The organism is Pseudomonas sp. URMO17WK12:I11 (assembly GCF_007677725.1).
Taxonomy (GTDB): domain Bacteria; phylum Pseudomonadota; class Gammaproteobacteria; order Pseudomonadales; family Pseudomonadaceae; genus Aquipseudomonas.
The window spans coordinates 359,011-372,858 of sequence record NZ_VEDF01000001.1; the positions used below are offsets into that span (position 1 = coordinate 359,011).

A 13,848-nucleotide genomic window follows, 5' to 3' on the forward strand; every position below is an offset into this window, starting at 1 on the left:
CCCATGCTTTGGACCACGGCCTGCCCTGACTGGTGGCGGCGTCTGGCTGCCAGCGAGTCCATCATCCCCGAACCGCTCTTTCCCCAGGAGGCAGAAGAAAGCCTCGAGGTTTTCAAGGGGCTTCGCATTGTCGATGCCCCAGGCAGTCCAACCATCGAAAGCGCATGTGCCCCATGGGTCTTGGCTTTCGCAGGGGCTGTGTTTGGCAGTTACAACAGCGAGACAGGTGAGCGGCTGATTCGGGAATTCATGCTCTGCATCCCGAAAAAAAACAGCAAGTCGACCATCGCCGCCGCGATTATGCTGACAGCCCTGGTCCGGAATTGGCGGATGTCGGCAGAGTTCATCATCCTCGCGCCGACCAAGGAGATTGCCGACAACGCCTTCGTCCCGGCCAAGGACATGGTCAACAACGATGACGAGTTGAGGGATCTGCTGCATGTGCAGCCACACCTTCGACTGATCACCCATCGGGAGACTGGCGCCACGCTGAAGGTCGTCGCTGCTGACAGCGACGTGGTGGGCGGCAAAAAGGCCGTGGGCGTGCTGATCGATGAGGCATGGTTGTTCGGCAAGAATCCGAAAGCGGCCGACATGATTCGGGAGGCCACCGGCGGTCTGCTGTCCAGGCCAGAAGGATTCGTTATCTGGCTGACCACGCAGTCAAACGAACCGCCAGCTGGGGTGTTCCGTTCGAAGCTCAACTATGCGCGCGGCGTTCGTGATGGACGCATCAACGACAACCGCTTCCTGCCGATCATCTACGAATTCTCCAAGGAGATGGTCGACAGCGGTGATGCCCGCAAGCCAGAGAACTTCCACCTGGTGAATCCCAATATGGGGTTCTCAGTCGACCGCCCAACGCTTGAACGCTTGTTCATGCAGGCGGAGATCGATGGGGAGGCGGAGCTGCGTGGTTTCCTGGCCAAGCACCTCAACATCGAGATCGGACTGGCCCTGATGTCTGATGCCTGGGTCGGTGCCGAATTCTGGGAGCCACAGGCAGCCACTTGGCTCAACCTGGATGAAATCCTTGAGCGGTGTGAAGTCATCGATGTGGGTGGTGATGGTGGAGGGCTCGACGACTTGCTTGGGCTTGCCGTCGTTGGCCGGGAAGCGAGCACCCGCAGGTGGTTCCACTGGGCTCACGCTTGGGCCCACCCGTCGGTCCTTGAGCGTCGCAAGTCTGAAGCCCCGCGGCTAAAGGATCTTGAGGCGGTGGGCGACCTGACCATTGTCAAGCGCATCGGTGAGGACGTGGAGCAGTTCGCAGCCATCGTCGCCCGCATCAACGCGACCGGCTTGCTGGACAAGGTCGGGCTCGACCCGGCAGGGATTGGATCTGTTCTGGACGCCCTGGCCGATGCTGGTGTTGAAGAAGAAAAGGTCGTTGGCATCTCCCAAGGATGGAAACTCACTGGGGCGATCAAGACGACCGAGCGCAAGCTCGCTGAGGGCACGCTGTTGCATTGCGGCCAGCCACTCATGGCCTGGTCGTGCGGCAACGCCAAAGGGGTGCCGTCGGCCAACGCCTTCTTGATCACCAAGCAAGCCTCGGGCACGGCGAAGATCGACCCGCTGATGGCTACATTCAACGCCGTTTCTCTGATTAGCCTCAATCCTGAGGGACGTGGGGGAATGGACAACTTCATGGCTGGCATTCGGGACCCACTGATCGCATGAACGCACTTCACATTTTCATCGCCTGCGCTCTGGTGGCTTTCTCCCTGGCTTGTGCTGGGGTATGGGTACTGGCCGGCACTGGCTGGGCCTTGATTGCAGGAGCTGTGAGCTTCTTCTGCATCGCCGGTTTTCTTCGCCGAGGGCTGACCAGTGATTAAAACCTTATCCCAGGCTTTGGGGGCTGCGGCCGCCAAGCCATCCGCCAGCATGAGCGAATGGCTGGGCAAGAGCATCAAGCTTTCAGATGGCGGCTTCTGGGGCGCGTTTCTCGGTGCTCAGTCAAGCAGCGGAAAATCGGTCAGCGTCGACAAGGCGATGCGGCTTTCCACGGTGTGGGCCTGCGTCCGCATCATCTCCACCTCGGTCGCGGGCTTGCCCCTGAGCATCTACCGGAGGATGCCTGATGGCAGTCGTGAGAGTGCACGGGATTTCCCGCTGTACGACGTGGTGCACACCAGCCCTAACGAGGACATGGCCGCCTTCCACTTCTGGCAGGCAGTCGTTGCATCAATGTTGTTGTGGGGGAATGCTTACTGCGAGATTCACCGATCTGCAGGTCGCGTCATTGCGCTGGACTTTCTGATGCCGTCCCGAGTCGACCTTGAGTTTGATGATGACGGCCGGCTGAGATACTTCTTCAGGCCGCGAAAGGGGGAGCGCCGAGAGATTGTGCGGCAGAGCATGCTGCACATCCCGGCTTTTACCTTAGACGGCCGGGTTGGCCTTTCGGCCATTCGCTACGGCGCGGATGTGTTTGGCTCGGCGATGTCGGCAGACGACGCGGCCAACAGCACTTTCCGCAACGGTATGATGCCTACGGTGGCGTTTTCGGTGGACAAGACACTGAACCCCGCCCAACGCGTTGAGTTTCGTGAGTACGTCAAGACGATCTCCGGGGCCTTGAATGCGGGCAAGAGTCCGGTGCTTGAGCAAGGCGTGAAGCCGGAGATGATCGGCATTAACCCCGCTGACGCGCAGCTGCTGGAGTCGAGAGGGCACAGCATCGAGGAGATTTGCCGATGGTTCGGCGTCCCGCCTTGGATGGTGATGAAGACCGACAAGGGCAGTAACTGGGGGACCGGCCTAGAACAACAGCAGATCGCGTTCCTCACCTACTGCATCATGTCTTTCACGGCGCCGATCGAGCAGTGCGTGAATAAGTGGTGCATGACGGCGGTGGACCGGATCAACTTCTATTCGGAGTTCTCCCTTGAGGCGTTCTTGAGGGCTGACAGTTCCGGGCGCGCGGCATACCTCAGCACGATGGCCCAGAACGGCTTCATCACTCGAAACGAAGGTCGCCGCAAAGACAACATGCCGCACATGCCTGGCGGTGACGTCCTGACGGTTCAGTCGAACCTGGTGCCGCTTGACCAGCTGGGCAAGCAAAACGATGGTCAGGCCGCAAGGGCCGCATTGATGAACTGGCTTCACCAGCCGGAAAAGTAAATCTCGGGAGCAATCCATGAAGCACAAAATCCAGTCTCGCCGCCTTCGCAGCGAGATGAGCCCGCGCGCGCTCGATAAATGGAACCCCGCGATCCAGGCGGCGGTTGAGAACACTTCGGACACCATCACGGTGTACGGCGTAATCGGCGAGGACTGGTACGGCGAGGGTGTCACCCTGAAACGAATTGACGCCGCCTTGCGGGCGATCGGCGAGCGTGATGTCACCGTCTACATCAATTCACCAGGTGGCGACATGTTCGAAGGCATCGCCATCTACAACCGTCTCCAAGAGCACAGCCACGAGGTCACCACCAAGGTGCTCGGCATGGCTGCCAGCGCTGCTTCGATTGTCTTTCTGGCGGGGAAGAGGCGAGAAGTAGCCAGCAGCGCCTTCCTCATGATCCACAACTGCTGGACCTGGCTCGCTGGCAATCGCAACTACCTCCGCGATATCGCCAACGACATGGAGGAGTTCGACGCGGCGATGGCCGACCTCTATGCCGAGACCAGTGGGCAGTCGGCTGAAGACATGGCCGAACTGATGGACGACGAAACCTACATCCGCGGCAAGCGTGCTGTGGAACTCGGCCTGGCCACTGGGCTGTTGTCTTCCACCGAAGTCACCGAGCGCGAAGCCGAAGACGCCGCCCAGGCCAATGCGCTCAAGGCGATGGACGTAGCCCTGGCCAAGGGCGGAATGCCTCGCTCCGAGCGCCGCGAACTATTCGCCAGTTTCAAGTCCGGTATGCCTCGCGCTGCCGGCGGGGGCACGCATAACGCTGCCCCGACCGATAAGCCCCGCGCTGTCGCGCCAGACCTCTCCGCCTCTCTGAGCGCGGCAACCAATCTCCTCAATTCTCTGAAAGGAAGTGACCATGGACTTTGAAGCCCAAGTCAAGGAACTCAATGCCAGCCTCAAGGGCATTGGCGATCAGATCAAAAGCCAGGCCGAGGCGGTCGAAAAACAGATTAAGGCCAGTGGCGAGATGAACACCGAAACCCGCGCCAAGGTCGATGAGATGCTGACCAAGCAGGGCGAGCTGCAGGCGCGCCTGGGTGAGGCTGAGCAGAAGCTCGTGAATGCGAGCCGTGACCGCTCTCATCAGGCAGAACCGCAAAAGTCGGTGGGTGCCTTGGTAATCGGCAGCGAAGAAATGCAGGACATGAACTCGTCCTTCCGCGGCTCGCGTCGCGTCTCCGTGCCGCGCGCGGCTATTACCACTGCTACCGGCGGCGACCTGATTCCAGCCCAGCGTTTGCCAGGTGTCATCGCGCCGCCGCAGCGCCGACTGACGATCCGCGACCTGGTGGCACCGGGCGAGACGGAGTCGAACTCCATCGAGTACATCCGGGAAACTGGCTACACCAACAACGCACGTACGGTTGCGGAGGGTACCGCGAAGCCGTACTCCGATATCACCTTCGCCCTCGCTACCGCAAACGTCCGTACCATCGCTCACCTGTTCAAAGCGAGCCGCCAGATGCTCGATGACGCCAAGGCACTGCAGAGCTACATCGACGCTCGCGCACGCTACGGCCTGAACATGGCTGAAGAAGCCCAACTGCTCTACGGCAGCGGCACGGGCGCGAACCTGCAAGGCCTGATGACAGTCGCTCAGCTGTATGCCCAGCCCGCTGGCGTGACAGTAGTAGGCGAGCAACGGATTGACCGCTTGCGCCTGGCGCTGCTGCAAGCCGAACTGGCGGAGTTCCCTTCGGATGGCATCGTGCTCAACCCGATCGACTGGGCGGCCATCGAGCTGACCAAGGATGGTGAAGGCCGTTACATCATCGGCCAGCCTCAGGAGGGCACCAACGCGAAACTCTGGAATCGTCCAGTGGTTTCCACTCAAGCCATGACACAGAACGACTTCCTGGTTGGAGCATTCAAGCTCGGCGCTCAGATCTTCGACCGCATGGAAATCGAAGTGCTGATCTCGACCGAGAACGACAAGGACTTCGAGAACAACATGGCCACAATCCGTGCTGAAGAGCGTCTCGCTTTCGCGATTTATCGCGATGAGGCGTTCGTCACCGGTCCGTTGATCACTCCTTGATTTCTCTGACAAGGGGGCGTCTGCACTGACGCCCTATTGGAGTACTCCCATGGCACGTAAACAGGAAAAACTAGAACCCACGGTTGAGCCGAAGGAACCAGTCTCGACCACTGAAACCAGCGGCGGCCAAGCCGTGGATAGGGCTTTGCCCCATTCGCCTGATGATCCAGCCTCGCCAAATCCTGGCGAGTCGGGCGCTCCCGTAAAGAGCGCAGAGCAGTCGCTGCCGGAAACACCGGCAGACTCGGGCACTGGAACGGATATCGGTGCAAGCGAATTGGGCACCATTGCCAAAGCCCCCGGTGCTGACACGGCCGCATCGGAAGTCGCAGATCAGAATGGGCCGGGCGTGTCCGACAGCGCGGACGAAGCCGATCAGTCGGCTGGAGAGGGTGAGATTGCGGCTAACCCCAATCCAGCAACTCTTCAGATCTACCCAATGCGGTCCTACATGGACGAGGACGAACTACGTCGCCGCGGCGGCCCCGCTTACGTGGTGCCACGTCGGCATGCAGAGGAGTTGGTGGAGCGGAAGCTGGCATCATTCGAGCCGTTGGAGGAGTAGCGACATGCCGGTCATCAGCATGACCATCGCCCGGCATCACCTGCGGGATCCCGAGGACGATGACGCATATCTGGAACTACTGATCGAAGCGGCTGAAGGTCAGGCGATGGACTATCTGAACCGCCGCTTCTATGTGGACCAGCAGGCGCTGGATGAGGCTATCGCCGCCGGGGATGCCGGCGAGTCGCCCATGGTCAGCAACAAGCAGATCAAAGCTGCCTGTTTGCTGATCCTCGGTCACCTTTACGCGAACCGTGAGGACGTTGTAATCGGGACCATTGCCACCGAACTGCCGCAAGGGTCGAAGGCGCTCCTGACCCCGCACCGTATCGGGTGGGGCGTATGAGAGCCGGGCCTCTACGTCACCGGCTCGAGGTGACCCACCGGCATGAAGAGCGCAATAAGTCCGGGGGAGCCACAGTGACGTGGCTTCCTGCAGCTCGCCCTGAAATGTGGGGCGAAGTCCGCACCCCTACAGGGCGCGTACAGGCAGTCGCGGAAAAGCTGAATGCTGTTGTTACGGCAGAAATCATTGCCAGGCCGCGCTTGGACATCGTTGCCGGGTCTCGGCTGACGCGGCGCGGGGGCACCTACCAGGTCGAGGCAGTGTTACGGGACAACGAGAACACCCTGATGAGGCTGCTCTGCTCATCGGTACCTAACCCATGAGGTGAACCATGAAAATTCAAGCACTCGGGCCATTAACCGGCGCTTCCGGTGAGCGGGAGAAAGGCGAGGTTTTCGTCGTCGAAAAGGCCTATGGCGAGGGGCTGATCGCCCGCGGCTATGCCGTGGAAATCAAGGAGGAGCCAACTGCCTCCGGCAAGCCCTCAAAGGCTGCCCCGGCCAAGGAGTAGGTCATGGCCCGCCGCTCGAAGATGCGCGGCGATATTCGCCTGCGGCGCACGCTGCGCAACATCCACAAGACGATGGACAACGAGCTGGCGCCGGCCATGCGCAAATCGGCTGAGCGCATCCTGGCCACCCAGCAGCAACTCATTCCCAAGGACACAGGCGCCGCTGCAGCCGCGCTGAAAATCTACGTCGCTCCCAGCGGCCTGGATGCGCAGATCGGCATTCGGGGCAAGCGCGACAACCGCAAATTCTTCTATCTGCGCTTCATCGAGTACGGCACCAAGGGCTATATGGGCGGCAAGCGGGCTGGCAACAGAAACCGGCGCGCTACCAACAAGAGCGACGGCATGCACTTCTTCGGCAAGTATCCGGACATTCCGGCGCGGCCTGCACACCCGTGGCTTCGGCCCTCCATCGACGTGAACCGCGAGTATGTGATGGCCGACATCAACGAAGCTGTGCGGCGCACGCTGCGCAAGGCAAGCCAGGGGGTGGGCAATGGCTGATCCCTCGGTGGCGTTGCAGGAGGCGGTATTTGCGAGGCTTACGGCTGAGGTCAGCTGCCCGATCTACGACGGCGCGCCAATGAATGCCGACATGCCCTACGTGTCGATTGACCGCGAGGTGTCGCTCAACGTCAGTCCGATCTCCGGGCGCAGGCGCGAGCAGCGCCTGCTGTACCTGTCGGTCTGGTCCGATGCCATGGGCCAGGCCGAGGTGAAAGGGATCAACGCTGAGGTTATCGCCGCCTTGGACGAACGGCCCCTGCCGCTGACGGTCGGGCGCGCCGTGTCGGTGCGGGTTATCCAGTCCGACGCCCAGCGCGATGCTGACGGCGTCACCTATCAGGGATCGATCACCGTCCGCGTGATCACCACCCACTAATTCAACCACCGGCCGCCCAGCGGCTTTATCCAATGTGCCTTTGGAGGAACACCCATGGCCGATGACAACCTGAACACAGCCGCCGGCTGCCGCTTTTTCATTGGCGGCAAAACCGGCGCTGATACGCAAACTGAATATGAGGCCGACACCTATGTAGAGGTCGGTGAGATCGAAGACCTGGGCGAATTTGGCGACACCTTCAGCAGCGTGACCTTCACCTCGCTGAAGGATGGCCGCGTGCGCAAGTACAAGGGCACCGCTGACGCTGGCGACCTGACCCTTACCGTGGGGCTCGACAACGGCGATGCGGGCCAGAATGCGGTCAAGACTGCGCACAAGGACCGTAGCAAGGGCGACTACAACATCAAGATCACCCTCAATGACGGCGACCCCACCGCTATCCCGGTGATCAACCCCACCACGTTCTACATGCGCGGCAAGGTGATGAACAACACCGTGGCACCGGGTGCTGCCGACAACGTGGTCCGCCGCAACGTCACAATCGGCATCAATTCCGACATCCTTGAACTGCTGCCGGCGCCGGTCACCCCATAACCGAACCGGGGTTCCGGCCCCGGCTTCACAGGAATGAACGATGAACAACACACTGCACGGCACCATCACCGTGAAGCTAGGCGATGAGGAATTTACCCTTCAACCTACCCTCAAGGCGGTAAGGGCAATCGAGAGCCGCTTCGGCGGCCTGCGCGGCGCATCTGGAGCCCTTCATGCAGTCGGCGTGGATGCGGTGGCATTCATCATTGCCGCCGGCGCTGACTTGGCGGGGAAGGCTGCCGAAGCGCTGCCTGAGAAGGTCTGGCAGGAAGGCGTGGCCGGGCTGACACCGTCAGTCACCAAGTACCTTGGCGCTCTCTACAATCCGCGAGGCGTTGACCCGGGAAACGACCACGCCGGGACGGCGTAAGCGCTGTCGAGAACGGCAGCTACGTCGACCGGCTGTACGGGATCGCCACCGGCTGGCTGGGCTGGCCACCCACCGTGGCCTGGTCTACGCCTCTCCCGGAAATGTTCATCGCCATGGATGCCAGGATTGAATGGGCTCAGATGACTAACCCATTCGGCAGCGGGAAGAAGCAGGGGGTGAAGGAGAAGCCAAGCGCTTCGAATGTGGCCGACAAGCTGAGGATGGCGTTGACAGGGAGAAAAACGAAGTGATCAGTTGGCTGACTTTGGTACCCTTCGCGTTTTGAAGGAGAGACTGTCATGCGTGAATGGATTTGTGCTGGGGCCTTACTGATCCTGGCGGGCTGCGGGGCGGGCGATTCTGATCCAAAAACTGATTCAGGTTCCTCAGGGATTATTGATGAATGGATTCTTGAGGATTACAAAGACAATTCTTTAATAATCGGAAGCGACAAGGCTGATCCGACATACAATAAATTCAAGGATGATATTTCCCGTGTTAACAGGGAGAAAAATGAAGCTGCTGTATTAGTGGCAAAAAAATGCAAGCATGTTGTAAGTGTTCTTTTTATTCGACGAGAAAGCTCGGCTGACAACTTGAAATTCATGGTGGACTGCGAGAATCGCGAGCGTTACGAGGTGACAAGCTCCGACTTGGTCAAGAACGGTTCGGTTCGTTCGAATTCCGACAAATCGATAGGTAGAACTGATGCAATCCGAAAGTGCAAAGATTTAGTAAATGCTCAAAATCGATCTGGTGTCTCTTTGAATTTTCATGAACTGTCTGACTCTAGTTATCACAAAGCTCAGAACGGTAACGTGAGGCTGGTTCTTGGATTCGAAGAAATGAGCCAATCCGGAGCTAAAAGGAATTGGCGCGCTGCCTGCACTTTTGACCCAGACTGGAAAAGTGATCTGATCATAAATTCTATCTGATAAATTCTTTACATTTAAGCCTGGCTGAGAGCCGGGCTTTTTTTTGGGTGGAGCGACCATGGCCGATCAGCAAGTACAGGGTATGCTGGTTCAAATTGAAGCTACGACTGCCCAGTTGAGGCGAGAGCTGGCAAACGCTGACCAATTAGTATCCAAGACCAGTCAATCGATAGACCGGAATCTAGCAACGGTCGACTCAGCGTTTGATCGTGCGGGGGCCGCTGCCCAGAGTGCCGGGAGTCTTATGCGAGGGGCGTTTGCAGCAGTTGCGGGCGCAGGTCTTGTTGGCGGCATCATCAAGCAGGTTGATGCATACGGCCAGATGTCTGATCGAATGAGAGCTGCAGCCGGCAGTGCCGGCGAGTACCAGATGGTGCAAGAGCACCTGATGCAGACCGCTCAGGAGACATACCGGCCACTTGCGGAGGCACAGGAACTCTACATCCGCACTGCCGATGTGATGCGCACTCTCGGATTCAACACTCAGCAAACGCTCGACATCACAGATAGCTTCAGTTTCCTTCTGGTCACCAATGCCGCTTCCGCTGACAAAGCTAGCTCGGCGCTGGATGCTTACTCTAAAGCGCTGGCAACTGGGAAAGTGGATGCGGACGGCTGGATTTCTATCCAAACGGCGATGCCGACAGTGGTGGAGGCGATTGCTAAAGCGACTGGCAAGAGCACCGACGAGGTTCGCAAGCTGGGCAGCGAGGGCAAGCTCGCTCTTGATGACATCAACATCGGCCTTCTGAAAAACGTTGAGGTCAACCGCAAAGCGGCTGCAGATATGTCAACCAGCGTTCAAGATGCCTTGAACAATATCAGCAACGCCACTGGCACCTTCCTGGGCAAGCTGGAGGAGCAAACCGGTGCCGTCGCAGGATTGTCTAAGTTTTTGGTGCTCCTGGCGGATAACGTTGACCTTGTAGCGGTAGCAATGGGAGGCGCAGGTGCCGCAGCTCTCACTACTTATGCGGCAAAAGCCTACGTCGCTGTGAAAGCGCTCTTGGCTCAGCGTGCTGCTGCGGTTAGAAGTGCAGAGGCTGCTGTAATCGCCGCTGATGCTCAAAGGGTATTCGCTCAAGCGCAACTGCAGCAAGCTCAGGCTTCTGTGGCCGCCGCTACTGGCCTGCAGCGTTTGACTCTGGTCCAGACACAGTTAATCCCAAAACAGGCCGCGCTTATAGCCTCAACTGAGGCGCTGGCCATTGCTCAAGCTAACTTGGCCCAAGCGACCATCCGAGGCGGCCTTCTCGCTGCGCTAGGTGGTCCAGCGGGTCTTGCCGTACTGGCCGGTACTGCTGCGGCAAGCTTCCTGCTGCTGCGCGACAATGCCGACCAGGCTGGCGTCAGTCTCGACGATCTGCACAAGCCCGTATCCCAGTTACGCGAGGAGTTCGCGAAGCTCAACAAGGACCAGCGCGAAGCGTCGTTGGTGAAGTGGCAGCATGAGCAGATCAGCTCTACCGACAAGGTCAAGGACGCCTACGGCGACCTGGCGCAGTCAATTCGCTCAGCCACCGTTACCGCACCTGCGCGCGACTCTGGAGGGCTGTACAACAGGCAGCTGGCCGATTATCAGTCGGTCATTGATCGACTGAATGAGGCGCGAACCAGCGGAGAGGGCTTGTCGCCCATCCTGCAGGAAGTCGGCAACCGCTTGCAGCTGCCGGCTGGAACTGTCCAACAGTGGATCACCCAGGCCGGCGCAGTTAGTGATGCCGATCAACGCTCGGCAATGATCGCCGAAACGCTGCGTGTACTGACCGGCGTAACCGACCAGAACACCATTTCGACGCAGGAAAACAATGCCGCGAAGACCGGCATGAGCACTGCGGGGCAAACCTACCTCGAAGCATTGCAGAAGCAGTTGGCCGGCCTGCAGGACAACGGCGACCAGATCAAGATCGCTAATCGTTACATTGCCGAACACACCGCGCTCACTGAAACAGATCGAGTTGCCATCCTATCGACGGCGGCGGCGGCCGAGGCTCAGAAGAAGGTCAACCAGGGCGTAAAGCAAGAAACCAAAGACGCCACCGCGGCGCAGACCAAGTTGAATCAGCAGTTGAAAGAGGCGGCGACCGCCTACCAGCAGTTGAAGAAGGTATACGATCCTGTTGGAGCCGCAGCTGACGAGTTCAAGAAGCAGACGCAGGCTCTGGATCTGCTGCTCAGCAAGAAAAAGATCACTACCGAAGAGTACGGTCGTGCTATAGCTGCACTGGCCGGGCAATTCAACCAGGCTGTCCAGGCCTCCACCGGCCTCTCCCGAGCCATGAAGTACCAGGCCGACCTTGAGCGTCAATTGGCGATTGCTCAGCAGCAGGGTGACGCTGCCGCCGCAGCAGTCGGAATGGGCGACAAACGAGCCGGCCGCGCGCAGTCTCGCCTAGCGCTTGAGCAGGAAAACAACACCAAAGTCCTGGCCCTGCGGGACGAACTGGCCACAGCCTCGAACGAGAAGCAGCGCCAGGAGCTCGAAAAGCAAATCGCACTTCGACAGGAGTACGGCGCGAAGCTTGTGCAGGTCCAGGAGGAAACTTTCAACAAGATCGATGCTGCCCAATCCGACTGGAGCAACGGCGCCTCGGCCGCGTTTGAGAACTATCTCGACAGCGCTGCCGACGTAGCCGGCCAGACTGAGGAACTTTTCACGAATGCGTTCAGCAACCTCGAGGATGGCATTGTTCAGTTCATCAAGACTGGCAAGGCGTCGTTCAAGGATTTCGCTGACGCGATCATCGAGGACTTGATCCGGATACAGGTTCGCCAGGCAGCTGCTGGATTCCTCAGCTCAGCAATGGGTTTCTTCGGTGGCGGTGGCTCGGTACTGGGCCAGGGCACCATGACCGGGTTCAGCGAAGGCTCATTTTTGAAGAATGCCAAGGGCGGAGTATATGACTCGCCCAGCCTTTCAGCCTATTCGGGCGGAGTCTACGACAGCCCCCAGATGTTCGCTTTTGCCAAGGGAGCTGGCGTCTTCGCCGAGGCGGGGCCAGAAGCGATTCTACCGTTGCACCGAGGTCCTGATGGCTCACTCGGCGTTATGGCTGCCGGCGCGGGGAGCGGTGGCGGAGAGTCGTCCATCAGCTTTGGCGGTATCACGCAGCACATCCAGGTTGGCGGGCAGGCCAATGCCGCCACCATCGCCGATGTTCGACGAGCTGCGGAGCAGGGCGCACGCGATGGCTACGAACTCATGCTGCGAGACTTCAAGACCAATGGCGCCGGGCGGCAGATGCTGCAACGGCGATAACTTTTTTGGCCCGCTTCGGCGGGCTTTCTTTTGGGAGTGACCCAATGGCGGAGGAATGGCCCGAGGACCTGGAGCCCACCGAGGTCACATGGGGCGTCGTCTACAACAATCGGGGGTTCACTTCCTCGCTGTCGAATGCCCAGCAGATCGTGGCCCAGCCTGGTTCGTACTGGAAGTGCACTATGACCTTCGGCGTCATGTACGAAGAGGACGAGCGTGAACTGACCTCCTTGTTGGGGCGTTTGCACGGCATGTTTGGCACGGTGCGCATCCCCCATCTCACCCGTACGCGCAGCGACAACATCGGTGTGCCGGTGGTGGTGGTAGCCAATGCCCAGGCCAGCGTCATGCAACTGCAGGGCCTGCTACCCAGCCGGCCAGTGTTCAGTCGCGGCGACCTCATCACCATCAACGGCGAAATGTTCGAAGTGGTGGAGCATGCCTCGTCCGATGCCGCCGGCAAGGCGCTGATCAGCGTGAACAAGCGCATCCGCAAGTTCATCCCGGCCGGCAGTCCGGTTGAATACAGAAATCCCTATTGCGAGATGCGTCGCATGGACGATACCAACGAGTGGACCAACCAGCCGCTGGTTTCGAACTCAACCCTTCAATTCCGCGAGGCATTCTGATGGCCAATGGCGTATTTCCATTCAGCCAAACCGTCGTCGACATCATCGCGCAGGGCAACTTCATGGCGGTCTACGCCTGCCAGCTTGATTTCCCTGATGGCATGGTATTCGCCCATACCGGTACCGGCGATCTGGTGATCGATGGCGTCACCTACCAGGGCGTCGGAAGCTTCGGCGCGGTGGGCCAGTCGCAGGAAAGCAGCAACTCAGGCTCGCCGATGTCCGTAGAGCTGACGCTTAACGGCCTGGACAGGCAGATCATCACCGAAACGTCGCTGAAAGGTTGCCGGGGGCGTAACGGCAAGCTCATGTTCGTCGTGTTTGACCAGGAAGGTACCTACGCAGCCGACATTCTGTTCAGCGGGCGGATGGATGCCGCCAAGTTCTCGTACGCCGGGAATGGGGAAGAGGGCAACAGCATTACCGTCCCCCTCATCGATCGAATGGCCGAGTGGAATCGCACCGGTACCGAGCGCTGGACGGATGAGAACCATCGCGCGCGCCGGCAGGATGACCGTTTCTTCTTCGCGATCGCGCAGATCTCTGACTGGCCCATTTATTGGGGCGCCTCCAAAGACGCACCGAAGTTCACCTACGAGAAGTGAC

16 protein-coding genes are annotated in these 13,848 nt (G+C 59.4%); all 16 read left to right on the forward strand.

Translation table 11 applies throughout. The annotated features are described in order from the left end of the window. The first annotated feature begins 3 nt into the window (after positions 1-3). Positions 4-1,683: a terminase large subunit gene (locus tag FS665_RS01730; RefSeq protein WP_145182433.1), complete on the forward strand. Its 1,680-nt coding sequence runs from the start codon at positions 4-6 to the stop codon at positions 1,681-1,683. Positions 1,684-1,833: 150 nt separating this feature from the next. Continuing rightward, positions 1,834-3,132, forward strand: coding sequence for a phage portal protein (locus tag FS665_RS01735; RefSeq protein ID WP_145182437.1), 1,299 nt, complete (start codon positions 1,834-1,836; stop codon positions 3,130-3,132). A gap of 16 nt (positions 3,133-3,148) precedes the next feature. Next, a complete protein-coding gene (locus FS665_RS01740; protein WP_145182440.1) occupies positions 3,149-4,018 on the forward strand; it encodes a head maturation protease, ClpP-related in 870 nt (289 codons plus the stop codon). Continuing rightward, positions 4,008-5,189 carry a phage major capsid protein gene (locus FS665_RS01745; protein ID WP_145182443.1) on the forward strand — a complete coding sequence of 394 codons (1,182 nt, stop codon included), beginning with the start codon at positions 4,008-4,010 and terminating at the stop codon, positions 5,187-5,189. The genes FS665_RS01740 and FS665_RS01745 overlap by 11 nt, the downstream gene beginning before the upstream one ends. 49 nt (positions 5,190-5,238) lie before the next feature. Then, positions 5,239-5,754, forward strand: coding sequence for a hypothetical protein (locus FS665_RS01750; protein WP_145182447.1), 516 nt, complete (start codon positions 5,239-5,241; stop codon positions 5,752-5,754). A gap of 4 nt (positions 5,755-5,758) precedes the next feature. Beyond that, a complete protein-coding gene (locus tag FS665_RS01755) occupies positions 5,759-6,100 on the forward strand; it encodes a head-tail connector protein (RefSeq protein WP_145182451.1) in 342 nt (113 codons plus the stop codon). Further along, positions 6,097-6,423, forward strand: coding sequence for a phage head closure protein (locus tag FS665_RS01760; RefSeq protein ID WP_145182454.1), 327 nt, complete (start codon positions 6,097-6,099; stop codon positions 6,421-6,423). Before FS665_RS01755 ends, FS665_RS01760 begins: the two co-directional genes overlap by 4 nt. Before the next feature lie 8 nt (positions 6,424-6,431). Further along, the gene (locus FS665_RS01765) at positions 6,432-6,611 is read left to right on the forward strand and encodes a hypothetical protein (RefSeq protein ID WP_145182457.1); all 180 of its coding nucleotides are present in this window, start codon (positions 6,432-6,434) and stop codon (positions 6,609-6,611) included. Between the two features lie 3 nt (positions 6,612-6,614). Further along, positions 6,615-7,115 (forward strand): HK97 gp10 family phage protein, encoded by a 501-nt coding sequence (locus FS665_RS01770; protein ID WP_145182460.1) that lies wholly within the window; start codon positions 6,615-6,617, stop codon positions 7,113-7,115. Beyond that, positions 7,108-7,494 (forward strand): DUF3168 domain-containing protein, encoded by a 387-nt coding sequence (locus tag FS665_RS01775; protein ID WP_145182463.1) that lies wholly within the window; start codon positions 7,108-7,110, stop codon positions 7,492-7,494. The genes FS665_RS01770 and FS665_RS01775 overlap by 8 nt, the downstream gene beginning before the upstream one ends. Positions 7,495-7,548: 54 nt before the next feature. Next, the gene (locus FS665_RS01780; protein ID WP_145182466.1) at positions 7,549-8,049 is read left to right on the forward strand and encodes a hypothetical protein; all 501 of its coding nucleotides are present in this window, start codon (positions 7,549-7,551) and stop codon (positions 8,047-8,049) included. A 40-nt stretch (positions 8,050-8,089) separates the two neighbouring features. Continuing rightward, entirely contained in the window at positions 8,090-8,419 is a 330-nt protein-coding gene (locus tag FS665_RS01785) for a hypothetical protein (RefSeq protein WP_145182469.1), read from the forward strand. Between the two features lie 299 nt (positions 8,420-8,718). Beyond that, complete coding sequence (locus FS665_RS01790; RefSeq protein ID WP_145182471.1) at positions 8,719-9,354, forward strand: hypothetical protein; 636 nt, start codon at positions 8,719-8,721, stop codon at positions 9,352-9,354. Positions 9,355-9,412: 58 nt separating this feature from the next. Then, the gene (locus FS665_RS01795; RefSeq protein WP_145182474.1) at positions 9,413-12,613 is read left to right on the forward strand and encodes a phage tail tape measure protein; all 3,201 of its coding nucleotides are present in this window, start codon (positions 9,413-9,415) and stop codon (positions 12,611-12,613) included. A gap of 44 nt (positions 12,614-12,657) precedes the next feature. Then, the gene (locus FS665_RS01800) at positions 12,658-13,242 is read left to right on the forward strand and encodes a hypothetical protein (protein WP_145182477.1); all 585 of its coding nucleotides are present in this window, start codon (positions 12,658-12,660) and stop codon (positions 13,240-13,242) included. Beyond that, the gene (locus FS665_RS01805; protein WP_145182480.1) at positions 13,242-13,847 is read left to right on the forward strand and encodes a hypothetical protein; all 606 of its coding nucleotides are present in this window, start codon (positions 13,242-13,244) and stop codon (positions 13,845-13,847) included. Before FS665_RS01800 ends, FS665_RS01805 begins: the two co-directional genes overlap by 1 nt. Position 13,848 lies beyond the last annotated feature (1 nt).